We start from the raw sequence: 23,796 nt of genomic DNA, 5'->3' as shown, positions 1-23,796 counted from the left end.
TCGACAGGAGCTTGAGCCGGGCCGGGCTTCACGCCCGCGCTGTCAGAGCCTGTTCGGGGAAGGCGGTGCCGGTCAGTTCCTCGGATACGGTCCACAGGCGTCGGGCGGTGGTCAGGTCGCTGGCTGCCTTCGAGCGGCCGACCAGGGTCGGGGCTCCCCGGAACTCGCCGAAGCCGTCGGGGCCGACGTAGCTGGCGCCGGGCAGGTCCTCGACGGCGGCATACAGGGTGGGCAGCGCGCCGGCCTGGGTCTCCTGCGCGAGCAACCATTGGGCCATGCCGACACGCATGAGGACGCGGGAGTCTTGCATGCTGTGCCTGCTGAGGTTGCTCTTGGCCGCGCCGGGATGTGCGGCCAGGGCGCACACAGGTGAGCCCGCTTCGGTGAGCCTGCGGTGGAGTTCCAAGGTGAACAGCAGGTTGGCCAGCTTGGACTGGCTGTACGCCTTCATGGGGGCGTACTCGCCGGTCAGGTTGAGGTTGTCGAAGTGGATCCGCAGGCTGCCCGGCGCCTTGTGCGCGCCGGAGGAGACGGTCACCACTCGGTCGGTGATGTGCGGCAGCAGCAGCGAACCGCCACTTCCCGGACAAGCAGGCGCTGCTGGACGCGCTGGCGTTGATCGGCTTCGAGCGGCTTATCGAGATCAGCACGGCGGCTCAGGAGCGGGCCGGTGAGTCGTTCGCCGAGCAGTTGGACGCCTTGGCCCGCGCCTTCGTGGACTTCGCCCTGGCCAACGCCGCGCTGCTCGACCTGATGTACTCCGTCAAGCACGCGCCCAAGGCGTCGGAGGCACTGCGCGCGGCCGAGCAGCGCTTTGGTCAGCAGGTCGTCGACATGATCGGCGAGGGCCAGCGCCGAGGCGAGGTGCGGGAAGGACCGTGGCAGCGCCTGGCCCTGCCGGTCTTCACCACCCTGCGCGGCTATGCCGGGCTGGCAGCCAGCGGCATGCTGCCGACCGAGACCGCCGAACACGGTCTGGACGACGTGATCGCGTACATCCTGCGAGGATGCGCGCCGGACTAGGAGTACCGCCGGGACCGGGACCGGTCAGTCCCGGGAGAAGGCGCCGCACCGGGACAGCGACATCTCTCTGGCCACGAGCCCCAATTGGGTACGTCCGATGGTCGATTCAAGGTGAAGCACGATCCCGGGGACGGCCCCGGAAAGCGGTGGGGAGCGGTCAGCCGTCGATCGGGCGGAGAGTGTCGTCCACGCAGCTCGTCACCAGCCACTGCTCGACGGCAGTGATGTGAACAGTCGCGGCAGAGACCGCGAGCAGCGCGTCGCGTGCCTGGAGCGCGCGGAGGATCTCCTCGTGATCCTGGTGGGCGCTGTCCAGCGCATCACGGGTGCGGCTGCCTCGGACGATGCGTACCCGCTGAGTGCGGGTGGAGAGCACCTCCAGGAGCATGGAGAGAAACGGGTTGCCGACGGCTTCGACGATGCGCAGGTGGAAGGCGATGTCGTGGGCGACGAAGTCCTCGACGGTTGCGGCCGAACGGCACCGGTCGAGGATGTCGCGGAGTTCTTGGAGGTCGTGCGGTTGCAGCATGGCCGCGGCCAGTCCGGTCGCCTGGGGTTCGAGCAGTCGGCGTACCTGGAGCAACTGCAGGGCGGCACGCCCCTGGGACACATCCGCTGCGAAGGACAGCGTTTCGAGGAGAAGGTGGGGCTCCAGGCTGGAGACGTAGGTGCCGTCGCCCTGTCGGCTGACCAGAATCCGCATGGCGGTCAGGGCCCGCACGGCTTCGCGCAGCGAGTTGCGGGAGAGCCCGAGCTGGGCGGCGAGGATCTCCTCCTTGGGAAGGCGGGAGCCAGGGGCGAGTTCGCCGGCGACGATCATCGCCTTGATCTTGTCCATCGCCTCGTCCGTCAGTGCCACTGGGGTGCCTCTCTGTGGGGGGTAAGGGCCGTCGCGTTCCGCCCGGTCCTCGTCCGGGCGGAGGGCGAAGCCGCCGGGAGTCGGCCTCTACTCCTGCTTCTCGCCGGAGGCGAAGCGGGAGATGATCAGGGCGACGATGATGATCGCGCCGTTGAGGAACTGGTTCCACAGGGGCGGTACACCTGCCAGTGTCATCACGTTGACGACCAGCTGGAGGGTGAGGACCCCAGTGAGGGCGCCAAACACGGAGCCCTTGCCGCCGTTGAGGCTCACTCCGCCGATGACGGTCGCGGCGAAGACCTGGAAGATCCAGCCGCTGCCCTGGGTCGCGGAGATGGAGCCGTAGTGCCCGCTGTAGAGGATTCCGGCGAACGCGGCGAGCAGGCTGCCGATGATCAGCACCACCCAGACGATCCGGTCGACGCGGATGCCTGCGGTGCGGGCGGCCTCCGCGTTGCCTCCGATCGCGTACAGCGCGCGGCCGTGCCGCAGCCACGCCAGCGCGCTGCCGCCCACCGCGAACAGCAGCGCGCAGATCCAGATGGCGGCCGGGACGCCCAGCCAGGAGGCCTTGCCCAGGTAGGTGAACGAGGACGGCAGCTCCACGATGGACTGGCCCTCGGAGAGGGCCACCTGAAGGCCTCGCAGCATGGTCAGGGCGCCGAGGGTGACGATGAAACCGTTGAGGCGCAGTTTGAGGATGAGGAAGCCGTTGACGGCGCCGATCACCGCGCCGACCAGGAGGCAGAGCGGGACCGCCGCCCATTCGGGAAACAGCCCGAGGCCCATGAACCGCCCACCGCTGGAAGGCAGCACGAGCCACACGGCGATGACCGGAGCCACACCGATGGTCGACTCCAGGGACAGGTCCATCCGTCCGCAGATGAGGATGAAAGTGGTGGCGAGGACGAGCAGGCTCAGCTCGGTGGACTGCTGGGCGACGCCGATGAGGTTGTCGGCGGTGAGGAAGGCCGGCGAGACGATGAACCCGATCAGCATCAGGACAAGGATGGCGGGAACCAGGGACAGTTCACGAAAGCGGCCGAGGTCGACCCGGCGGCGGGCGGTGTCCGCGGTGGCCGGCTCCGCCGCGCTCGCTGCGGGCTCGGTGAGATCTGTGGTGGCGGACATGACTACCTTCCGTGCTCGTCGGTGCCGGATACGGTGGATGCGAGGGGGGTGCCGACGCCCTCCATGGCGGCGACGAGGTGGTCGTCCTTCCAGCCGCGGTCGAACTCGGCGACCACCCGGCCGTGGAACATGACGACGACCCGGTCACACACTTTGAGGTCGTCCAGTTCGTCGGAGACGATCAGCGCGGCCTTGCCGCCGTCGGCGACCTGCCGGATCCTGCCGAGCAGGAACTCCTTGGACTTGACGTCCACGCCGTTGGTGGGCCGGATGGCCACCAGCACATGGGGGTCGGTGGCCAGGGCGCGGGCGACGACGACCTTCTGCTGGTTGCCGCCGGACAGGGCGGAGACCGGGGTGGCGGCTCCCGGGGTCTTGATGTCGAGGTCCTGGATCATGCGCTGGGCGAAGGCCCTGGTCCGGGCGGGCAGGACCGTTCCCAACGGGCCGAGCTGGTCGGTGACGGTCAGGGTGGCGTTCTCCGCCACGCTGCGATTGTTGACCAGTCCCTGGAGATGGCGGTCCTCGGGGACCAGACCGACCCCGGCGGCCAGGGCGGACGGCACGCTTGCGGTGTGCACGCTCCTCCCGCCGACCGAGATCCTGCCCTCCTTGGCCCGGTGGAGACCGGCGACGGCCTCGCCCACCTGGACGTTGCCGCTGGCCGCGGCACCGGCGAGCCCGATCACCTCGCCCGCGCGGACCGAGAGAGACAGCTCCTCGCAGGCACCGGGAAGCGTCAGGCCGCTGATCTCCAGCAGTTCCTCGGAGCCTGCCCGTGCGGCCGGGGACCGGCTCTCGGCGACCGCCGCGACGGAGGCGGACTCGCCGGTCATGGCCTCCACCAGCGCCTGGTGACCGAGCTCGGCCACGGGCGCGGTCAGGATGTGGGCCGCGTCGCGGTAGACGGTGACCGTGCTGCAGAGGTCGTACACCTCTTGCAGGTGGTGGGAGATGAAGAGGAAGGCGACGCCCTGGTCCTGCAGGTCGCGGAGCTTGTCGAAGAGGCGGCCGATGCCGCGGGCGTCGAGCTTGGCGGTCGGTTCGTCGAGGATGATGAATCGGGCGCCGAAAGACAGGGCCCTGGCGATCTCGACGAACTGCCGCTGCTCGACGGTGAGGTCTTTCGCGCGTGCGGCAGGGTCGACGGCCACGCCGTACTCGCCGAGCAACTCTTCCGCGCGCAGCCGCAGTCACGATGAGCGGCCGCGAGACAGTCCTCAGCGCGTTGAGGACGGTTCTGGGAGACGTACCGGGCTCCGAGAGCCCCGATGACGTACCAGTCCCGCGCGGCCGTCGCGCGGACCATGCGGGGCCGGACGTCGTCGGGCTGTTCGCCGAACGCGCCGCCGAGTACCGAGCCACGGTGGTCCGTGTGCCGAAGGCCGGCGCCGCGGCCGCCGTCGGGCGCGCGCTGGCACGCACCGGAGCGCGGTCCGTGGTCCTGCCGCCGGGGCTCCCCGAGGACCTCGTCTTCCAGGGGCCCTGGTCGCGACGGAAGGACGTCCCGCCGCTGACGGCGAATCAGCTGGACGCGGCGGACGCCGTGATCACCACCATCGCCACCGCCATCGCCCTCACCGGAACCGTGACCCTCGACCACGGCCCCGGCCAGGGCCAGGGCCGCCGGGCCCTGACTCTGCTGCCGGACCAGCACGTCTGCGTGGTCCGGGCGAGCCAGATCGCCCCCGACGTACCCGAGGCGCTGAAACGGCTGGACCCGTACCGGCCGCTGACGCTCGTCTCCGGCCCCTCGGCCACCAGCGACATCGAACTGGACCGGGTGGAAGGCGTGCACGGGCCGCGTGTCCTGGACATCGTCGTGATCCAGGACGCGTAGCGGCCCGCCGGTGGACAGCGCGAAGCCGAGCGGACCCCAACGTATGGCGTGCACAGGCAAGTGGAGGGTGCTGACCGACAAGCTCCCTGTGTGGCGGCGCTCTTCAGCGCCGCCGCATCTGATGAGACCGCTCAGCTGTGTTCTTGAGTCGCTTGTGCAGCCACCGACCCAGTCAGCCGACTGGCCTGATCATCCACAGCAGGTTGGTGCTCTGCTGCCACGTCCACTGCTTGGTCACGGACCCTGAGGCGACCATTCCGCCGCCGTCGAGGACCAGTCCCGTGCTGCGGTTGGCGATGGAGTACTGGCCTTGGCCTCGGTGGACGATCTGCCATTGCTGCGTGTTGCTGCCGTCCCAGGCCTTCTGCCGGGCCGGATCGCCGTTGCGGGTTGCGCCCCAGCCGTCGGCGACCATGCCGTTGGTGCGGTTGACGAGCCTGTAGTAGCCGTTCCCGAGTTCGATGGCCTGCCACTGGAGATTGGCGTTGTCTATCGACTCCCACTGCTTCAGGGGCGAGCCGCTCGCGACATTGCCGCCGCTGTCCAGCACCAGGTGGTTCGTGACATTGGTCAGGCTGAAGTATTTGTCGGGCCTGAACGTCACCTTCAGCGAGGCGATGACGTCGTTGTTGCCGGTCACCCGGAGGTCGGGGGTGTTGGAGGTGAACGTCCAGGCGGTGCCGGTGAAGTTGTCGCCGGAGTAGCCCGTCACCTGGTAGCCGTCGGGCACCAGGAGGGAGGAGGTCATGGCAGGTCCCAGGCCTGCGGCGGACAGCTGGGAGGAGGTGTAGCCGCCCAGCGGCAGGACGGCCCGGGCACCTTCGTAGTTGACGTTCTGGAATACCGTCGCCGAGACCCTCACGGGCATGCCCTGCACCTCGACGCACACCACGGAATCGATGGCGTTCGGCGCGGTGGCGGGGACGGTGACGTTGATCTGGTCGGTGACCGTGTACGGGAGCGAGACCGAGGGGTTGTTCAGCAGATAGACGCGGTTGATCGTGTTGTCGATCGCCGGGATCCGTAGCTGCCCGTTCGTGGGCCAGGTGAAGACGTGGGCGAAGAGCTTGCCGTTCTTCTTGGTGACCTTCCCCCAGGCGGGTTCGGTGGCGAACGGGCTGCCGCTGGTGCCGTGAATGCTGTCGCTGTACGTCGACATCCATGAGGCCAGGCCGTTCAGTACGGTTTGGGTTCCTGCGGTGACCGAGCCGTCGCCCTTGGGGCCGATGTTCAGCAGGTGGTTGCCGTCCCGGGAGACGACCGTCACGAGCTCTCGAACGATATCCGTGACTGATCTGTAGGAGTTCTCCTTCGACGCGTCGTAGCCCCAGGAGCCGTTCATGGTTGCGCACCGCTCCCACGGCCGGCTCATGGGTGCGCTGGGTATCCCGAACTCCGCGACCGCGTAGTCGCCGAGGCCGTGGTCCCGCTTGACCCGTTCGTTGACGATGAGGTCGGGCTTGCGGGCGATCAGCCAGTCGTACAGGTCTTCGCCGTCCGATGTCAGCCACCAGTCTTGCAGGGTGGGGCTGGAGGGCTCGTCGAACCAGTCGCCGTCGAACCACAGCAGTGCCGGGTCGTAGCGGTCCAGCAGCTCCTGAAGCTGTGCCTTCATGTCGGCGATGTAGGCGGTGCGGGCGGCCTGCGAGGACATCGTGGTGAGACCGCTCTCGTGACGGTCGGTCTGGGACGGGTGGTTCCAGTCGAGGATCGAGTAGTACAGGCAGAACTTGATGCCACGGCTCTCGCATTCCGTCTTGAGGTCCATGAGCAGGTCGGTCTGAATGCCGTTGTAGTCGCGCAGGTTGTACTGCTTGGTACCCGTGGTGTCGGTGAAGCCCGCCACATCGGAGTTCCACATCGCGTAGCCCTCGTGGTGCTTGGCGGTGATCACGAGGTACTTCATGCCGGCGTTCTTGGCCAGTTCGGCGATGGTGGCGGCGTTGAACTGGGTCGGGTTGAAGTTCTTGGTGACCTGCGTCTGGTAGTCCGCCTTGCTCCACTGCTGGCTGTCGAACGCCCACTCGCCCTGGCCGAGGTACGAGTACGACCCGAAGTGGATGAACATCCCGAACCTGGCCTGGTACCACCAGTCCATCTTCGAGGGGACGGTGTATGCCTCGGCGGTGGAGGGCCACAGGGCCTGAGGCAGCCCGAAGGCCGCCACTCCTCCGGCAAGGGCGGCGGCCTTCATCAGAGAGCGTCTGCTGAGGGAGGCAGAGGACATGGTGCGGCTCCATGTGTCAAGAGGGGGATGACAGGGCGTCAGGAGCGGAACGCCGACATGACGGCCGTGCTTCGCGTCGCCCTAAGGAATACATCGGATGGATTTATAGGAGCACAACGGCGGCCGCGTCTATAGCTGAGACGAGATTCAACCAAATCAGCACATTGGACAGGCGATTTCTAGAGGCCCGCCACCTCCTGGAAGGCCACCCTCCAGCCTCAGGAACCGCCACACATCGGATCTCTTGAAGTTCCACTCTTCCCGATCCGAGCCAGAGCCCAGGCTGACCGGCTCAGTCGAGCGGCGGAACCCTTGAAGCGCCCGGGTGTCGACCCTGTCCAGACGGGCCTGGAGCACCGCCCTCAGGGCTCGTGGATTCTCGACCGCGAGATGGGCGGTATCGAGCATCTCCAGGGTGGCGTGAGCGATGCCCGCCACGAGCTCCTGGGCGTACCTGACAGGGGAGGCTTCGGAGGGCGCGTCGGCCATCGCGGCCGAGATCAATGGGTTCGCGGGGTCGCACGTCGGCGAGTTGGTGGGGACTCCCCTCACGGCTCACTTCCTCGGCGGCTGCCCCATCGGCTCCTCCTGCGAGACCGCGGTCCCGGCGGAGGCCTTCGGTGCGCTGCGGCTGCCGTTCCTGGGAGTGCCGAAGGTGCCGTCCAAGAAGTAGAAACAAGTCACTGAAGGACCCGCTCAGCCGACAAGCCCCCGGTCGCCGACTGGTGTGCCCGGTTCGGCTCGCAGGCCGGTGCACACCACGTCGATCATGCGCTGCCGGGCTTCCGGGTCGCAGCCCTGACGTTCTCGGGCCAGACAGCCGACCAGGAGCGCTTTCACATCGGCGCGAGTGATGTCCCGCCGTACCACACCCGCCTGCTGAGCCCTCGTCAGCAGCTCGCTCTCCACAGCTTCAAGGCTGCGCTCGGGACGGAAGGCGACCGCCTCGACATCGAAACCGGCACCGCTCATCGCCTCGGCAAGACCGCGGTTCACCGCCGCTTGCTCGACCATGTGGGCCAGGAACTGGAAGAACGCGCTGCCCGGATCATTCTGTGCGGAGAGGTCCCGGGCCTTGTCGACGATGCCACCGACCAGGTGAAGCACGATCGCTTCGTACAGGGATTCCTTCGTCGGGAAATGCCGACTGACGGTGCCGGTGCCGACCCCTGCCCGCCGGGCGATATCGGCCACCGGAACCGACAGGCCCTCCACGGCAAACGTCTCCATCGCCGCCTCCAGGACGCGCTTGCGATTGCGCTGGGCGTCAGAACGCATCGAGGTACCTTCCGACTCGACATCCGGGACGGCCGTCCCGTACCGTTAACTGGAAAGCACCTTCCGATTATGGCGGGGCGGGACTCCCCCACCCTGCCTGGACACCCTGAGCCACTGGGCAGCAGGCGCACATCCGCCTCGACAGTCGTCACAGTCACCACTCCCAGAGAGACGCTCATGCCACAAGATCAACTTTCTGTCCGCCCCACCTATGAGCAATTAGGAAAGGAACCCATGGCGTTTCCTGATGTTCTGGAGCCGTCCATGACCACGCCGACCCCAGCCAAATCAGCAGGCCGCCCGATGGACGTCCACCGCGAGGCCGCGCTGCTGGACGCCGCGCTGGACCTGCTGGCCGAGGTCGGCTACGAGCGGCTGACCCTGACCGCTGTGTGCGAGCGGGCCAAGGCCAGCACGAAAACGATGTACCGCCGTTGGGCGAACAAGGACGAGCTGATGGCCGCGGCGCTGCGCCGGGCTGCGTACCGGGTGGTCGACCAATCCGCTGACGTGACCGCCACCGGATCGTTGCGCGGCGATCTGCTGCACAACTTGGTGCCGACCGGCGGCGCGCAGGTGCAGCCTTCCACCCAAGTACCTCTCCGGCCTGCTGTCGCCGCCTCCGACGACGGCAGTGTTGGAGGCATGACCAAGGAACTGGTCCGCCTGCACCACGCCCGTCTGGCGGAGACCGTCCTGGGCTGGGCCAGGGAACGCGGCGAGGTCGGGGATGACGCGGATCCCGTCCTGCTGGCGGATCTCGCGCGTGCCGCGATCCTGCACCAGGTCCTGGTCGCCGACGGCCAGGTCGATGCCGCCTTCGTGGAGTCCTTGGTGGACCGGGTTCTGCTTCCGGCGCTCACGTCCCGGCAGGGCGGGGATGCCCAGTGAAGGTAAGTGTCGACCTGAACCGCTGCGAGGGTTACGGACAGTGCGTGTTCGCAGCCCCCTCCGCCTTCACCCTGCATGGCCTGGAGGCTCTGACCTACGTACCGAACCCACCCGACGAGATGCGGGACGCGGTACACCGCGCCGCACTGGCCTGCCCCGTGCGCGCCATCACCGTCGGCACGGGCAACGCGGACGAACTCGCCACGACCAGCGGGGAGAACGGCCGCCACGTTGTCATCGTCGGCGCCTCCCTCGCCGGGCTGAAGACTGCCGAGGCCCTGCGCGAGTCCGGCTTCTCCGGACAGCTGACCATCATCGGTGATGAGCCCCATCGTCCGTACGACCGCCCTCCGCTGACCAAGGCGTGCGTGAGCGAGAAGCTGCCGCCCGATCGCCTCGAACTGCCGGTCACGCGGCCATTGGACGCACGCTTCCGGTTGGGTGTCCCGGCGACGGGCCTGGATACGGACCACCGCCTGGTCCGGCTGGCGGACGGCGGCACGGTCGGCTACGAGACCCTGGTCATCGCCACCGGTACCCGGGCCCGTCCGTTCCCCGGTGGCGCCGCCAACGACATCGACGGTGTCCTCACCGTCCGCACCCGCGACGACGCCGAGGAACTTCAGCGGCGCCTGGCGCGTCCGCCGCGTCGCGTCGCCGTCATCGGCGCCGGCTTCCTCGGGGGCGAACTGGCCTCCGGCTGCCGCGAACTCGGCCTCGACGTCACACTCGTCGAGGCACAAGCCACGCCGTTGCAGGGACCGCTGGGAAGCGTGATCGGTGGCGTGGTGGCGGACCTGGCCCGGAACAAGGGCGTGGACGTGCGGATGTGGACCACCGTCGAGCGCTTCGTGGCGGACGGGACCGGAGCGCTGCGGCAGATCGTGCTGTCAGACGGCGACACCGTCGACGCGGACCTGGCCGTCGTCGCGCTCGGCGCCCAGCGCAACGTCGAATGGCTGAATGGCTCCGCCGTACGGACGGACAGCCGCGGGGTGCACTGCGACGACCAGTGCCACGCACTCGGCCACGACGGGCAGCCCCTGCCCGACGTGTACGTCGCCGGCGATGTCGCCGCCGCACCGCATCCCCTCCTCCCGGACCAGCGGCTGTCGGTGGAGCACTGGGGCAACGCGGTGACCCAGGCCCGCACGGTCGCCCACAACATCACGCGCCCGCTCGGCCAGGCCCCGATCCCCCATACCGGTCTGCCGGCCTTCTGGTCCAGCCAGTTCGGCGTGAACATCAAAGGCGTCGGCCACCCCGGCATCGCCGACCGTATCGCGGTGGTCCAGGGAACCCTCGGCCAGGGCTCCTTCAGCGTGCTGTACGGACGCGAAGACCGCACCGTCGCCGCGGTCACCTTCGACAACGGGCGTTACCTGCACTACTACGAATCCCTCGTCCGCCAAGGTGCGCCGTTCCCCGCCGAGTTCGTCGCCTGCGACGAGAACACCGCACGCGCCCTTCGGCCGGTCGGCCGCTGATCCCCCCGTTCCCCCCACACGAAAGCGAGTGGCACCCCCATGGCGTCCACCCTGTATAAGCAGGTTCTTCACCCCGACAGCCGCCCTCACCCCTGGCCTCTCTACACCGAACTACGCAAAGAGGTGGTCTCCGTCCAGGACGACGGAACCTGCGTCGTCAGCGGATACGACGAGGTCAGTGCGCTGCTCCGGGACCCACGCATCTCCGCCGACCGTGGCAACGCCACCCCGGACAGCCGGGTTGGCGTGGACGCTCCGGCTCCCGGTACTGCTCCGTCGTTCCTCGTGCGGGACAACCCCACCCACGACCAGCTGCGCGGCCTGGCCCAGCGCCACTTCGGCCCGCCCGCACGTCCGGGCTTCGTCGAGAGCCTACGGCCGATGGTGGAAGAGCTGATCCGCGACCACATCGACCACCTGACCGGGCGCGGCGAGTTCGACCTGGTTTCGGAGTTCTCCCACCCGATCCCCGTCCGCGTGGCCTGCCACCTCCTGGGTGTCCCGCCCGAAGACGCCTTCACGCTGGCCCCTCTCGCTGAGGAGGGGGCCGGCAGCCCGGAGTTCTTGGTCGACCCGCGCGACCCTGAGGCCGCCGCGGCCAGGAACCATGCCCAGCAGGAGCTGGCCGAGTATTTCCTCGCCCACATCGAGCGGCTTCGCAAGAAGCCGGGGCAGGACATCTTGTCGCGCATGATCCACGACGACGGCCCGGGCAGCCCGATGAGCCTGCCGGAACTGCTCAGCACCGCCATCATGCTCTTCATCGGCGGCCACGAGACCACTGTCAACCTCATAAGCAGCAGCATGCTCCTGCTGCTGCGTCACCCCGAGCAGTTGGCCCGGCTCCAGGCCGACCCCTCCCTCGCCGCCGGTGCCATCGAGGAGACCTTGCGCCTGGAGCCCTCCGTGCATCTGCGGCCGCGTGTCGCGGTCGACGACATCGTCATCGGCGACCGCACCATCCCCAAGGGTTCCACGGTCATCCTCGCCCTCGCCGCGGCCAACCGGGATCCGCGCCGCTTCCCCGACCCGGACACCTTCGACATCACTCGTCCCGACACCGGCCACCTCAGCTTCGGCGCCGGCATCCACTTCTGCTTCGGGGCCGGACTCGGCCGCATGGAAGGCCGGATCGCGGTCCGCGAGCTGACCCGACGTCTGGTCAACCCTCGCTTGTCGCAGGACCCGCCGCCCTACCGCCCGATGGCCGACCTGCGTGGCCCGTCGGCCCTGCGGATCACCGTGGACGGCGTCCGCCCGGCCTGACCCAACCCCAGGCGGCACACGTGAGTGAGGCCTGGTGCTGCGCCTCGTCCGACGTCATCGGCGCAGAGCGACCGCGGCTGCCTGCCCGCAACAGACGACAGTAAGGAAGTGATCTGACAGTGGACGGAATCTCGTTCGAGGGCAGGGTCGCCATCGTGACCGGCGCCGGCGGCGGTCTGGGTCGCACCCACGCCCTCGACCTCGCCGCGCGCGGCGCCAAGGTCGTCGTCAACGACCTCGGCAGCACGATCGCGGGCACCGGCGGCGGCACCGCCATGGCCGACCATGTCGTCAAGGAAATCATCGACGCGGGGGGCCAAGCCGTCGCGAACTACGACTCGGTCGCCACCCCCGAGGGCGGCAAGGCCATCGTGCAGACCGCGCTCGACGCCTACGGCACCGTGGACATCCTGATCAACAACGCGGGCAACATCCGCAACGCCCCCTTCACCGAGCTCACCCCCGATTCGATCGAGGCGTTGCTCGCCGTACACGTCAAGGGTGCCTTCTATGTCACCCAGCCCGCCTTCGCCGTGATGCGCGACAAGGGCTACGGCTGGATCGTGTTCACCTCCTCCGCCTCCGGCGTGTTCGGCAATCCCGAGCAGGCCAACTACGGCGCGGCCAAAGGAGCCGTCCTGGGCCTGGCCAACGTGGTGGCCCTCGAGGGCGCCTCTCACGGCATCCTGGTCAACACCGTTCTGCCGATGGCCCAGAGCCGGATGGGCGCGGACATGAACCCGGACATGATGGCGACACTACCCACCACTCCGGCGCACACGGAGCCCGAGATGGTCACCGCGATGGTCGCCTACTTGGCCAGCGAGGAGAATCCGTACACCCACGAGGTCTTCTCCATCGCCCGCGGCCGCTACGCCCGCGCCTTCATCGGGGTCACCGAGGGCTGGCACGTCGCCGCCGACGAGCCTCTCGCCACCGCGGACGACGTGCGAAGGCACATCGCCCGCATCCGCGACCAGGACGGCTACCACGTCCCCGGTTCTCTGATCGAGGAGGCCGGACTCATCCCCTGATCCAGCCGTGGGGCGACCGGCGCCTCGCATCTGCACAATGGGGACAAGCGCCCTTCACGGTTGCCCGGAGAGAGAGCAACAAGCAGATGGCCGATCTTGCGCAATCGCACATGTACGACTGTGTCACCACCGCCCAGGTATGAATCCAGTCCTGGACTCTTCACAGGGCTGTGGTGCGCCTGGGAGTGGATCCACCATGACTCGGCACAGTTCCTTCCCTTGCCACGAGACCCATCTGCCACACCCAGACCACACCACACCACCCCATATCGCCGTCCGGAGGATGCCATGCCAGATCCCGTTTCCGTCACCCTGACCCACCTCAGCGCCCCGGCCGGCGGTTCCAAGCGGCTGACCGGGCATCTCGTCCGGCCGGACGGACCTGGCCCATGGCCCGGTGTCGTGGTCGCGCACGAGGTCATGGGTGCCAATGACGAGATGCTCCGACAGGCGCGGCGGCTCGCAAGCGCCGGATATCTGACCCTGATGCCCGATTTGTACACGGACGGAGGCGCACGCCGCTGCCTGATACCCACCATGCGGGCCGCGCTGTCCGGCCACGGCCGCGCCTACCAGGACATCGCCGCCGCGAGAACCTACCTCGTCGATGACCCCGACTGCACCGGCGCGGTCGGGATCATCGGTTTCTGCATGGGCGGGTCCTTCGCCCTCATGGGGGCAGGCAGCGGCATCTTCGACGCCGCGTCCGCCAACTACGGCCAGCTCCCCAAGGACATGGACCAGGCCCTGGCCGACGCCTGCCCCATCGTCGCCAGCTACGGGGGCCGCGACCGACCGCTCAAGGGAGCGGCGGCCAAGCTCGAATCCGCCCTCGACAGGCTCAGCGTCGTACACGACGTGAAGGAGTACCCACAGGCAGGCCACGCCTTCCTCAACGACGAACAATTCGGCCCGCGCCTGCTGCACCCGCTGTACCGCGTCGCCGGGTTCGGACCTGTCCCAGAAGCCTCTGTTGACGCATGGCTACGCATTGAGGCCTTCTTCGACACCCACCTCAAGCAGACGACCAAGGCCTGACCCCACCTCAGGATGTCCCAAAACCCCGCAGTTCATCAGCGAGATCGTCCACGGAGGCCATCAGTCGGTGGCGGACCATGGCTGGTTCGCCGTGGCCGAGGTCGGCAACGACGGCTCTCGGCAACCACACACCGCGTGACGCCGCGCAGGAACCCGGTCGGCGGCTCGTTCGGTCAACCCGACGAACGTCAGATTCGTCCGACCCGGCCGCTCTGTGGCGGTTGCTTCACGGCATCCTGCTGGCTGATTCCGACCTTGCCAACAACGAGCACGATTGCCGGACACGACGTGTCTTGTACCGGTCGGCAGGACGCGGTCGCGAAACCGGCCGTGCCGACGGCAGCGGCGGCGCGGGACGAGAACGGATCGGTGTTCGCCGTCACGGCCCCGCGGCCGCCGTCTCCCCTTTGGCGCCGTCAGGACTTGCTCGGCTTCACCTTCCTGTCGGCGCCGTTCACCCGTACGGTGATGTTCCCCTGGTTCCGTGCCCGGTCGGCCACGATCTTGTAGGACGTGACCTTCCCGTCCCGCCATTCACAGCTGACCTCGTAGCCGCCGCGGGCGCGCAGTCCGGTGAAGGAACCCTTGGCCTTCCAGGCGTCCGGCAGAGCGGGGAGCAGGTGTATGACGTCGTCGTGGCTCTGCAGGAGCATCTCCGCGACGGCGCCCGTGATGCCGAAGTTGCCGTCCATCTGGAAGGGCGGGTGGTTGCAGAACAGGTTGGGCAGCGTGTTGTAGGTCAGCAGTCCGCGCAGCATGATCTGGGCGCGGTGTCCGTCGCCGAGGCGGGCGAACAAGGCCGCCCGCCAGGGCCAGGTCCATGAGCGGCGGCTGTCGCCCGACACCGTCGCGGCCGTGAACGGGACGCCGTCCTTCTCACCGCAGCGCGCCTTGAGCGAGACGAGGGCGGCGGCCGCGAAGTCGGGTGTCTTCGGGGTGATCTGGCGGCCCGGGTAGACCGCGAAGAGGTGTGAGGTGTGGCGGTGGATGTCGGTGGGGCTGTCGATGTCCTCCTGCCACTCCTGCAACTGCCCCCACCGGCCGATCTTGTTCGGCGCGAGGCGTGCCTGCATGTCCGTGACCTTGGCACGGTAGGCGGGATCGGCCTCCAGCGCGGCCTCGCAGTCGAGGTAGTTCTGGAACAGGTCCCAGATGATCTGCTGGTCGTACATGACGCCGTCCTCGCGCGGCCCGTGCTCGGGCGACCAGCCGTTCGGTGCGACGAGCAGTCCGTCCTCGCGCTCCTTCAGGTGGTCCTCCCAGAACTCGCAGATCTCCTTGATCATCGGGTAGGCGACGGTACGGAGGTACTTCATGTCCTGGGTGAACGCCCAGTGCTCGTACAGGTGCTGGGCGTACCAGGCGCTCGCGACGGTGTTCCACTCCCATGCGTTGCCGCCGAAGATGCTCTGGCTGGTGCGGGCGGTCCAGCCTCGTGTGTCCTTTCCGAAGGCGTTGCGGGTCGCCGCGCGGCTGGGCACCGCCACCTGCCTGATGAACTCGATGAGTGCTTCGTGGCACTCCGGCAGGTTCGTCGTCTCGGCTCCCCAGTAGTTCATCTGGACGTTGATGTTGGTGTGGTAGTCGGAGGCCCACGCCGGTGAGTTGCTGTCGTTCCACAGGCCCTGGAGGTTGGCGGGCAGGCCGTCCGGGCGCGAGGAACTGATCAGCAGGTACCGGCCGTAGTCGAACATTGCCTGTTCGAGGGTCGGATCCTCGCCGCCCGCCGCGTAACGTGCGAGCCGGGCGTTGGTGGGCAGGGCGACGACGGCGTCGTCGGAGGTGCCCCAGTCGACAAAGACGCGGTTCATGAGAGCACGTGTCGCGGCGGTGTGCTCCTCGCGCAGCTCCCTGTAGGACCGGGCGGATGCTCTGTCGAGTGTCCTGGTGATGACCGGTTCGGGATCAGCTCCGCGCCATCCGGCGGCGGCGTCGAGCCTGTAGTCGGTGCGGGCATCGAGCAGCAGGGTCAGGCTTGTGCAGCCGCTGAACCGGAGCATCGACCCGTCGGCGCGGACGTCGCCGTCGGTGTCCACGACCTGGACGGTGCACGCGTGCTTGAGACCGTTGCCCATGACTCCGCCGAAGGCGATCCGCCGGGCAGCGGCGTCGACGGTCGTCGGGGCGCCTTGCTGCGCGGACGTCAGAGAGATCGCCCCGGAAAGTCCCCGGTCTCTTTCCGACCTGTACCGGAAGACCATGACGTCCGCCGACCGGCTGGCGAAGGCCTCCCGCAGGACGCGCCGCCCCGGCGCGCCGAATCGGGTGACATGGACACCGTCTACGAAGTCCAGGGCGCGCTGGTAGTCGACGAGCGCGCGCTGCGTGCGTGTATCGAACCCCCTGCCTTCCAGGGCTACTTCGGCGATCTGGAAGCCGGTGGACGACCCGCCGGCGGTGAACGTGAGCCGGTAGGTGCGGTAGGCGGTGCTGTTGGTGATCCGGAACGCCCGGGTCTCACCGCGGTCGGCGAAGGGCGCACCGGGGTTCTGCGTGTCGAGGGTCACCCACGCCCGCCCGTCCTGCGACGCCTCCAGCGTCCAGCGCCGGGGGTCGTCCTGCGGACGGTCCGGGGCCGCCGTCAGCGTGTACGAGGTGACGGCGACCGCGCGGGGCAGGTCGGCCTGCCAGATGACCGTGGGGGCGGCGTCGTCGACCCGCCAGACGGTGGCCGGATCGCGGTCCACCGAACACGAGATGTCCATGGCCCCGGCCCCGGCACCCGATCCCTCGGAGTGCCCGCTCGGCGACGACAGGTACAGCGCGGCGCCGCCGAGGTCGACGCCGGACAGACCGATCTCGGCCACCTGGAAGTGGCTGACCCCTGCCTTGGGGATGAAGTCGAACCGGTAGAAGCGGTACGACCCGCTGGTGGCGCAGGTGAACTCCTTCGTCTGGAAACGGCTCTCGAAGGGCGCCGCCAAAGTGCGGCTGTCCAGCGTGGTCCAGGCGGATCCGTCCGCGGAACCGGACAGCGTCCACTCCTGCGGGTCGCGCTGCGGCATATCGTTCGCACTCGTCAGACGGTAGGAGGGGACCTCGACGGGCTCGGGGAGCTCGACCTGCCACCGCACCCTCGAACCGGGCCCCTCGATGCACCACTTGGTGCTCGCGTTCCCGTCGTACGACTTCTCCACGCCCTCCGACGAGGACGTGCGGTACGGCCCGCCGGGAGCCGTGACCTTCGCACGGTCGGCGAAGGTGACGACGACGTCGCCGAAGTTCCGGTACGAGCCGAAGCCGGTCATGCTGGTGTCGAACGCGTTGTCGGGCTTGCCCGCGAGCGCGTTGTCGTAGTTGTTGACCCCGCCCCACAGACTCTGCTCGTTGAACTGGATGCGCTCCTGGTCGGGGTCGGCGAACAGCATGGCGCCGAGACGGCCGTTGCCGATCGGCAGCGCCTGCGACTGCCAGTCCAGGGCGGGGACCGAGTACTTCAGCGCCTTGCGCGACAGGGTCGGCCACCGGACGGCCGCCGACGCGGCGGAAGTGGCGGCGAAGGCCGGCCCCGCAGGGGTGCCGCCGGCCAGCTGAGTGATCAGGGGTGCGAAGGCCAGGGCGCCGCCCAGCTTCAGGACGCTTCTTCGCTGCGGGTGGGATGCATCGGTCACGGCAAGATCTCCCAGCCATGGGTGTGCTGACACAAGGGGAAGGGCAACCTCTTCGAGTCCTCCGAAGGGCACGTCATCTTCGCCGCGGTATAGATCGGATGTCTAGAGGGCTGCAGCACCAACTCGTGTGACTTCCACCGGCAACTCGACAGACCACTCTGGCGTGATGAGAAACGAACCGCGCGCGTGTCGACTGCGCCCAAAAGCAGCAGAGGACAGCGAGGGGCTTCGCAATACATCGGATGTCAGCCACCTTGACTGACCGTGCCGATGAACGTCAGGCGAGCTCGCGACTCCCCCAGTTCCCGATCGCTCAGGTCAAGTTGACGGTCATGGACGGGGCCGGAGTGCCCGCCCCGGCCGGCACAGCCGGGGAGATCTGGGTGCGCGAGCCCTCGGTGGCGGCGGTGTACCGGACCGCCGCCGGGACAGTGCCCGTGACCGACGGCTCGGCGATTCAGGAACCCCACCCTCAAAGAACGACTCGTTGACGAGGTGAGCAGGGCCGACTTACTGGGTTGGGTCGACTACGCGCTTGCCTCGGGCGTGGCCGGTCTCGACCGCGCGGTGGGCGTCCTGGACGGCGCTCAGCGGGTAGATCTGCTCGACCACCGGGCGCAGTTCGCCGCGGTCCACATACCCGGCCAGGGTCTCCATGTCGTCGCGCCGCATCTTCTCGGACATGAAACGCATCCGGGGGCCGGGAAGCAGCACGGAGAGCAGGGCGAACGGCAGGCCCTTCACGGTCATGGTGACGGCGCGGCCTCCTCTGCGCACCATCCGGTGGTACTGGCGCGCGGAGCCTCCGTGGCAGTCCACGAGCGCGTCGAACTCCCCTGTCAGGGCGCCGGGCTTGATCGAGTCGTAGTCGAGGACCTGGTCGGCTCCGAGCTCACGGCAGAAGTCGGCATTGCGGGCACTGGCGACGGCCGTGACGCTCGCGCCCATGGCCTTGCCGAGCTGGACGGCGGTGCTGCCGACTCCACCGCTGGCGCCGACCACCAGGAGCCGCTGGCCGCTCTGCAACCGCAGCCCGTCCCGCAGGACCTGCAGAGCGGTGAGGCCGACGGCCGGCAGCGCTGCCGCCGAGACGAAATCGATGGTGGTGGGCGCGGCCGCCATCTGCTCCGGTTTCGCGACAAGGTACTCGGCGACGGCGCCGGTCCTGCGCATGCGGATGCCCAGGAAGCCCCATACCCGCTGCCCAGGTTCCAGACCGTCGACGCCCGGGCCGAGCGCGACCACCTCTCCCGCGTAGTCCACACCGGTCCCGCGGGGGAAGGACCCCAGCCGGAGCCGACGCAGCTGGGTGTCGATGGGATTGACGCCGGCCGCGTACACCTTCACGAGTACCTGGCCGCGCGCCGGAGTCGGCACAGGGACATCGCGGATCTGCAGCACTTCCGGCCCACCGGAGCGGTCGATCTGAGCCGCTCTCATCGTACCGATCGGCATGGTCATGCTCCTGTCTGAATTGTCGAACGCGGGTCGGCCACTGGCCAGGAGCGCGTCGCGGACGCCTCCTGCGGCTACGGCCTTCTAGGGGGTGGGTGCCTGCGGTCAACAGGGAGGCGAACCGGGCTTCGCCGCTTCACCACTGGCGAAGTCGGGGAGCGGGACGGCGGAGTTGTCGTCGGGGAAACGGTTGGACAGAACCTGCTCTGTGGCACAGCGGTCCACCCGGCCTGACGTGGATCGTGGCGGCGTCAGACCGGGTCCTCCGTCTGGATGTTGCGGACCACGTCGAGCGCATCGTTGACGTGCTTGTCCGTGTTGGTCAGCGAGTTGAAGACATGCCGGACCGTCCCCTGACGGTCGATGACGTACGTGACCCGGCCCGGGATGATGCCCAACACGCTGGGCACCCCGTAGTCCTTGCGTACCTGCCCCTCCTCGTCGCTCAGCAGCGTGAAGGGCAGGTTGTGCCGGGCGGCGAAGGCCGCATGCTTGTGCACCGAGTCCGAACTCACGCCGATGACCTCGGCTCCGGCATCGGTGAAGACCTCGTGGCTGTCCCGGAAAGCACACGCCTCGGCCGTGCAGCCGCGGGTTTCGTCCTTGGGATAGAAGTACAGGACGACTACCCCGTCGTCGAGCCGGTCGTACAGCCGGACCGGTACACCGGATTGTGACGGCAGGGTGAAGTCGGGCGCTTTGCCGCCCACTTGTATGCCTCTTGCCATGTCCGTCTGCCTCTTTTCTTCCGCCGCAGGCAGGAGAGTGCTGCGGCTGTGGGGGGTGGGAGACCGGGTGTGCCGGCGTCGTAGCTGATCGCTGCCGCGCGCCCTTGCGTATGGGGCGTGAGCGGTGCCGGCTCTCCCCGGAAAGGCCGGCACCACTCACGCGGCACGAACGTGAAGCCGACGCCGGGCCTGCGGTCATCCGCCGGGCGAACTGGCGCTGCCGCGTATCGGACGGAGTGGCTCAGGACGTGTGCCCGGGAAGGGCGATGATCTCCCACTTGTCGCGCTTGGTGTGGGCGGTCCAGTAGTGCTCGGCGATCATGTCGGGCTCTGTGCCGGGGCCGCTGCCGATCCGGAAGACGCTGATGGCCACATGTGCGGCGTGGATGCCGCGGTCGGCAAGCTCGACGTTCAAGGTCATCGCGTAGTTGCGCAGCGAGGCGGCGGCGATGCCGATGCTGCCGTAAGGACCTCCCCTGGGCTGTACCGAGGAGCCACCGGTGGAGAACAGAAGGGTGCCGCTGCCGCGCTCCAGCATCCCTGGGAGTACCTGGCTCACAGCGGCGACGGCTCCGTAGAGGTAGTGGTCGATCTGTGGCTGGAGGTCATCGGCAGTCGCCTCGGCGGCAGAGACACCGGCGAGGCCCCGGTCGGCGGGCGAGTACTCCAGCACGTCGACAGGACCGAAGCGGTCGGCCGCGGCGGCGAGTGCGGAACGCACGGTGTCCGGGCGCATCACGTCGGCGGCGAAGCCCGCGGCCTCGACTCCGTCCGCCACGAGCTGCGCGGCCAGGGCTTCGACCTTCTCCTGGGTCCGGGAGATGAGGGCGATCTGGAAGCCCTCGGCTCCGAAGCGGCGGGCGATGGACAGCCCCATGCCGGGGCCTGCTCCGACGATGGCGATGACGGGCATGCGGCGAGCTCCTGTTCGCAGCGTGAGGAGGTGGCTGAGCGGAGGAGTACGACCGCCAGGGGCGGCGGCCGTGCACGGGACGTGCGAGACGCCGACGGGCGCTTCGCGTCCGGCCGGTGCGGGCCGCCTCTAGGAGGACGTGCCGCCGGCGGGGCCCCGGACGGCGCCGTCGGTCAGTTCCTTCACCCGGTGTGCGGGGACCGGGACTGCCTCGACCGCGAGGAACCAGCTCATGACCTCTTCCTGGCCGGCACCCTCCGGCGGCCGGCCCTGGAGGTATGGCTGCACGTAGACCGGGGTGTTGGGTTCGCTGCGCCAGCTGTCGGTGAGGGTTCCGATGTCCACCGTGTCGTAGCCGAGGGTGTCCAGCAGTTCGGCTGCCTCGGTCTTGGCGCTCGGCTCGTCACCGGCGATGGGCAGCGCACTGCGATCGGGGGCGCCGGCGGGGCGGGCCAGGGTGAGCAGGGAACGGAAGAAGATGTTGTTGCACGCCTTGACGACATGGGAGTCGGCCAGGTGGCGCTGCACCAGGGCGCTGGAGGTCAGCTCGTCGAAGTCCAGCTCCGCGATGTGGCCGTCGCGGTCGGGGTAGTAGTTCATCGTGTCGATCACGGTCTTGCCCGCCAGGGCGGCGACAGGCAGCTTGTCGTAGGCGACCAGCGGAACGGTGGCCACGACCAGGTCGCCGGCCTGGGCGGCCTCGGCCGGGGTGGCCGCGCGGGCGCGGGAGCCGAGTTCGCTGACGAGGCCGCTGAGCGTCTCCGGGTCCCGGGAGTTGCTGAGGACGACGTTCGCGCCGGCGTCGACGGCGAGGCGGGCCAACGTACTGCCGATCATGCCGGCGCCGATGATTCCAAGGGTTTTCGTCACAGGATCACGTCTCCTGGTAAGTCTGCAGCGAGGAATGCTGAGTTGCCTGGGCGGTACTTCGAAAAGGTCGGGGCGGGCGCCGGTCCGGGCACGTGGCGCAGACGCGGCCCCCATGACCGGGCCGAGCGCGAAGACGTCCTCGCAGGCAGGGCCTGCAGTACCCGCAGGACGACGTTCATCCCGGACTCCGGATGCGACTGGGCGGCGATCCACACCCCTGCCAATAAAGTCGAGGGGGACCTCATGTTCGTGTCATCGTAGCAGCAAACATGAGGACATCCTCACGTTGAGGCTGTTTCTGGCTTGTCGACCCATCGAGCACGCGGCGAAGCCGCGACGGGCCGTCCTCTGCGGCGTGACGCGCAGCGCAACCGGGACGCCCTGCTCTCGGCGGCTCGCGCATGCCCGACCAGGCAGGGCATGGAAGCCTCGCCGGAGCAGGTGACCAAACGAGCGGGCCTGGCCATCGGTGCGCCGTATCGCCACTTCCCACACGTCTCCTCCTCGTGGGGCAGTGCCCGCCGACAGGATCGAGGCCTGGCGGGAGGCCGCCGCGATCTTCCGCGGCGCTGTCATCAACGCGATCCGCGCCGCCGGCTACCGCTCTATCCCCGAGGGACGCCTCGACCACGTGACCGCGATCGCCGCACTCCACGTCCACGGCTTCCTGCGACAAGCCCGGCACCCCGCCAGACCACGGTCCCCGCCGGTACAGAGCGGGACCCGGGCGGGCGGCATTCCTGGCGGCCCTGTCAGCGGGCCTTGAGCTGGTCCTTGTGATCACTCACCCACTGGTCGAACGTCTCGACCTCCGGGTTGAGGACGCGTACCACATCCAGGTCGCGGGCGCCGACGTACTCTGCGTTGAAGGCCTGCTTGAACTGCATCAAGTTGGCGAAGTTGTCGGCCATGGGCATGTCGAGGGCGCGCAGCGCGTCCAGCGTGTACGGCTCGTAGTGGACCTCCTCGCCCAGGACGCGGGCGAGGGTGTCCGCCATGTCGGCACCGGTGAGGTGCGCGTTGGCGACACCGACGGTGCGGCCGATGTACTCCGGGTGGGTGAAGATGCCGAAGGCGAACCGGCCGATGTTCTTCACCGACACGCCGGGCAGCAGGGCATCACCGATGGCGATGGTCAGCAGCAGCGCACCGTCGTCGCCACGGCGCAGGAACATCGGGCCGAACAGGTTCTCCCAGAAGAAGCAGGTGCGCATGAACGTGGTGGGCACGCCCAGCTCGCGAAAGTAGCCGTCCGCCTCGCCCTTGGAGTCGCAGTGCAAGAGGTAACGGCCGCCCTCGAGCTTGACGAAGCGCGGGTCGTCGTCGGCGATCAGCTCGCGGGTGTCCTCCAGAGTCGACCAGACCGCATGCTGCACGCCGGCCTTCTTGACGGCGTCTGCCATGGCCTTGGCCTGCGCGGTCTCGCGGGCGGCGTCGCCGTGCTCGTTGAAGTCGGTCACCAGGAACGCGCCGTGGGCGCCCGTGAATGCCGACTCCAGACTGCCCGGGTCGTCGGCGTCGCCGCGAACCACCTCGATACCACGCGAGGCGAGGGCTTTCGCCTTCTCCGAGTCGGGGTTGCGGGTCAGGGCGCGGAGCGTCAGGCCGCTCTCGGGGTGCTCCAGGATGGCCTCGACGAGGCTGCCGCCCTGCGCGCCCGTCGCGCCGACGACCGCAATGACCTTGTTCTCAGGCATAAGACATTCCCTGGCTTCTGAGGTGATGAGCCCACCCTTGTCGAGGGCGGGACGAGGAGAGTTGGGGTGCTGGCGCTGGCGCCGGTTGTGGGAATCCCCGCGCGCGCCGGCCGACCTGCACCCCTGCGGCCAGCGCGAGGAGACCGTCCCCCACGGCGCGTGAAGCCACCGGGCGCCACGTCAGGTCGCCCGGTCGAGGCCGGCGCGCATGAACGTGGTTGGCTCGTCCGACTCCCGGACGACGGCGGCCGGCTGTCCCGTTCCTGACCGGTGCTTCCGGACCAGCCACGGACCATTCGCGTCCGGCCTGAGCAGGCCGCCTCTAGTACTGCAACGGTGCTTGCCGTGACTGGTGGGCAGGTCAGGGGCTGTGTCCGCGTCGTTTGTAGTGGCTGGTGCGGGCCTGGCGTTGTCGCCGTCGACGCCAGGTCGACCAGTGCAGGATGTG

18 protein-coding genes and 3 pseudogenes are annotated in these 23,796 nt (G+C 68.6%); 9 read left to right on the top strand and 12 right to left on the bottom strand.

Going from position 1 to position 23,796, the window contains the following annotated elements; all coding sequences use genetic code 11:
* Positions 1 to 28: 28 nt before the first annotated feature.
* Positions 29 to 571 (bottom strand): annotated as a pseudogene (locus ABT063_RS48795) (SDR family NAD(P)-dependent oxidoreductase); the annotation flags it as partial.
* 44 nt (positions 572 to 615) lie between these two features.
* On the opposite strand from ABT063_RS48795, the gene ABT063_RS48790 reads away from it, so the two are divergent.
* Entirely contained in the window at positions 616 to 1,023 is a 408-nt protein-coding gene (locus tag ABT063_RS48790; protein ID WP_351068133.1) for a WHG domain-containing protein, read from the top strand.
* 157 nt (positions 1,024 to 1,180) lie between these two features.
* Here ABT063_RS48790 and ABT063_RS48785 read toward each other — a convergent pair whose 3' ends face one another.
* The 3 genes and pseudogenes from ABT063_RS48785 to ABT063_RS48775 all read right to left on the bottom strand — a co-directional run.
* Positions 1,181 to 1,882, bottom strand: a complete 702-nt coding sequence (locus tag ABT063_RS48785) for a FadR/GntR family transcriptional regulator (protein WP_351068130.1) — start codon at positions 1,880 to 1,882, stop codon at positions 1,181 to 1,183.
* Between the two features lie 87 nt (positions 1,883 to 1,969).
* Complete coding sequence (locus ABT063_RS48780; protein ID WP_351068128.1) at positions 1,970 to 3,013, bottom strand: ABC transporter permease; 1,044 nt, start codon at positions 3,011 to 3,013, stop codon at positions 1,970 to 1,972.
* Between the two features lie 2 nt (positions 3,014 to 3,015).
* A pseudogene (locus ABT063_RS48775) lies at positions 3,016 to 4,206 on the bottom strand (ATP-binding cassette domain-containing protein); the annotation flags it as partial.
* A 35-nt stretch (positions 4,207 to 4,241) separates the two neighbouring features.
* On the opposite strand from ABT063_RS48775, the gene ABT063_RS48770 reads away from it, so the two are divergent.
* Positions 4,242 to 4,853 carry a LutC/YkgG family protein gene (locus tag ABT063_RS48770; RefSeq protein ID WP_502991037.1) on the top strand — a complete coding sequence of 204 codons (612 nt, stop codon included), beginning with the start codon at positions 4,242 to 4,244 and terminating at the stop codon, positions 4,851 to 4,853.
* A 172-nt stretch (positions 4,854 to 5,025) separates the two neighbouring features.
* On the opposite strand, the gene ABT063_RS48765 is transcribed toward ABT063_RS48770, so the two are convergent.
* A complete protein-coding gene (locus ABT063_RS48765; RefSeq protein WP_351068123.1) occupies positions 5,026 to 7,080 on the bottom strand; it encodes an alpha-L-fucosidase in 2,055 nt (684 codons plus the stop codon).
* A gap of 466 nt (positions 7,081 to 7,546) precedes the next feature.
* Here ABT063_RS48765 and ABT063_RS48760 point away from each other — a divergent pair.
* A pseudogene (locus tag ABT063_RS48760) lies at positions 7,547 to 7,753 on the top strand (hypothetical protein); the annotation flags it as partial.
* 23 nt (positions 7,754 to 7,776) lie between these two features.
* Here the strand turns inward: ABT063_RS48760 and ABT063_RS48755 are convergent.
* Positions 7,777 to 8,358, bottom strand: a complete 582-nt coding sequence (locus tag ABT063_RS48755) for a TetR/AcrR family transcriptional regulator (RefSeq protein ID WP_351068120.1) — start codon at positions 8,356 to 8,358, stop codon at positions 7,777 to 7,779.
* A gap of 264 nt (positions 8,359 to 8,622) precedes the next feature.
* Between ABT063_RS48755 and ABT063_RS48750 the strand changes: the two genes are divergently transcribed.
* The 5 genes from ABT063_RS48750 (at position 8,623) to ABT063_RS48730 (ending at position 14,074) form a co-directional block, all read left to right on the top strand.
* The gene (locus ABT063_RS48750) at positions 8,623 to 9,249 is read left to right on the top strand and encodes a TetR/AcrR family transcriptional regulator (RefSeq protein WP_351068118.1); all 627 of its coding nucleotides are present in this window, start codon (positions 8,623 to 8,625) and stop codon (positions 9,247 to 9,249) included.
* The gene (locus tag ABT063_RS48745; RefSeq protein ID WP_351068116.1) at positions 9,246 to 10,736 is read left to right on the top strand and encodes an FAD-dependent oxidoreductase; all 1,491 of its coding nucleotides are present in this window, start codon (positions 9,246 to 9,248) and stop codon (positions 10,734 to 10,736) included. Before ABT063_RS48750 ends, ABT063_RS48745 begins: the two co-directional genes overlap by 4 nt.
* A gap of 39 nt (positions 10,737 to 10,775) precedes the next feature.
* A complete protein-coding gene (locus ABT063_RS48740) occupies positions 10,776 to 12,002 on the top strand; it encodes a cytochrome P450 (protein ID WP_351068115.1) in 1,227 nt (408 codons plus the stop codon).
* Positions 12,003 to 12,121: 119 nt separating this feature from the next.
* Positions 12,122 to 13,036, top strand: a complete 915-nt coding sequence (locus ABT063_RS48735; RefSeq protein ID WP_351068113.1) for an SDR family NAD(P)-dependent oxidoreductase — start codon at positions 12,122 to 12,124, stop codon at positions 13,034 to 13,036.
* Between the two features lie 288 nt (positions 13,037 to 13,324).
* Positions 13,325 to 14,074: a dienelactone hydrolase family protein gene (locus tag ABT063_RS48730; protein ID WP_351068111.1), complete on the top strand. Its 750-nt coding sequence runs from the start codon at positions 13,325 to 13,327 to the stop codon at positions 14,072 to 14,074.
* A 416-nt stretch (positions 14,075 to 14,490) separates the two neighbouring features.
* Here ABT063_RS48730 and ABT063_RS48725 read toward each other — a convergent pair whose 3' ends face one another.
* The 5 genes from ABT063_RS48725 to ABT063_RS48705 all read right to left on the bottom strand — a co-directional run bounded on the left by ABT063_RS48725 (position 14,491) and on the right by ABT063_RS48705 (position 21,651).
* Entirely contained in the window at positions 14,491 to 17,685 is a 3,195-nt protein-coding gene (locus ABT063_RS48725; protein WP_351068108.1) for a glycosyl hydrolase family 95 catalytic domain-containing protein, read from the bottom strand.
* A gap of 510 nt (positions 17,686 to 18,195) precedes the next feature.
* Entirely contained in the window at positions 18,196 to 19,140 is a 945-nt protein-coding gene (locus tag ABT063_RS48720; RefSeq protein WP_351068105.1) for an NADP-dependent oxidoreductase, read from the bottom strand.
* A 251-nt stretch (positions 19,141 to 19,391) separates the two neighbouring features.
* Positions 19,392 to 19,868 (bottom strand): peroxiredoxin, encoded by a 477-nt coding sequence (locus tag ABT063_RS48715; protein WP_351068104.1) that lies wholly within the window; start codon positions 19,866 to 19,868, stop codon positions 19,392 to 19,394.
* 241 nt (positions 19,869 to 20,109) lie between these two features.
* Entirely contained in the window at positions 20,110 to 20,781 is a 672-nt protein-coding gene (locus tag ABT063_RS48710; protein ID WP_351068101.1) for an SDR family NAD(P)-dependent oxidoreductase, read from the bottom strand.
* A 129-nt stretch (positions 20,782 to 20,910) separates the two neighbouring features.
* Positions 20,911 to 21,651 (bottom strand): NADPH-dependent F420 reductase, encoded by a 741-nt coding sequence (locus ABT063_RS48705; RefSeq protein WP_351068099.1) that lies wholly within the window; start codon positions 21,649 to 21,651, stop codon positions 20,911 to 20,913.
* Between the two features lie 514 nt (positions 21,652 to 22,165).
* Between ABT063_RS48705 and ABT063_RS48700 the strand changes: the two genes are divergently transcribed.
* Positions 22,166 to 22,417 (top strand): hypothetical protein, encoded by a 252-nt coding sequence (locus ABT063_RS48700; RefSeq protein WP_351068097.1) that lies wholly within the window; start codon positions 22,166 to 22,168, stop codon positions 22,415 to 22,417.
* Here ABT063_RS48700 and ABT063_RS48695 read toward each other — a convergent pair.
* A complete protein-coding gene (locus tag ABT063_RS48695) occupies positions 22,404 to 23,348 on the bottom strand; it encodes an NmrA/HSCARG family protein (RefSeq protein WP_351068094.1) in 945 nt (314 codons plus the stop codon). The genes ABT063_RS48700 and ABT063_RS48695 overlap by 14 nt on opposite strands.
* Positions 23,349 to 23,796: the final 448 nt, after the last annotated feature.

The organism is Streptomyces sp. NPDC002838, from assembly GCF_040295365.1.
Lineage (GTDB): Bacteria > Actinomycetota > Actinomycetes > Streptomycetales > Streptomycetaceae > Streptomyces.
This window is presented reverse-complemented; position numbering and strand designations above follow the sequence as displayed.

Coding starts and splice junctions, on each gene's coding strand:
- ABT063_RS48780 (WP_351068128.1), bottom strand. CDS start 3,013: ATGTCCGCCACCACAGATCTCACCGAGCCCGCAGCGAGCGCGGCGGAG.
- ABT063_RS48765 (WP_351068123.1), bottom strand. CDS start 7,080: ATGTCCTCTGCCTCCCTCAGCAGACGCTCTCTGATGAAGGCCGCCGCC.
- ABT063_RS48755 (WP_351068120.1), bottom strand. CDS start 8,358: ATGCGTTCTGACGCCCAGCGCAATCGCAAGCGCGTCCTGGAGGCGGCG.
- ABT063_RS48750 (WP_351068118.1), top strand. CDS start 8,623: ATGACCACGCCGACCCCAGCCAAATCAGCAGGCCGCCCGATGGACGTC.
- ABT063_RS48740 (WP_351068115.1), top strand. CDS start 10,776: ATGGCGTCCACCCTGTATAAGCAGGTTCTTCACCCCGACAGCCGCCCT.
- ABT063_RS48730 (WP_351068111.1), top strand. CDS start 13,325: ATGCCAGATCCCGTTTCCGTCACCCTGACCCACCTCAGCGCCCCGGCC.
- ABT063_RS48720 (WP_351068105.1), bottom strand. CDS start 19,140: ATGCCGATCGGTACGATGAGAGCGGCTCAGATCGACCGCTCCGGTGGG.
- ABT063_RS48715 (WP_351068104.1), bottom strand. CDS start 19,868: ATGGCAAGAGGCATACAAGTGGGCGGCAAAGCGCCCGACTTCACCCTG.
- ABT063_RS48710 (WP_351068101.1), bottom strand. CDS start 20,781: ATGCCCGTCATCGCCATCGTCGGAGCAGGCCCCGGCATGGGGCTGTCC.
- ABT063_RS48695 (WP_351068094.1), bottom strand. CDS start 23,348: ATGCCTGAGAACAAGGTCATTGCGGTCGTCGGCGCGACGGGCGCGCAG.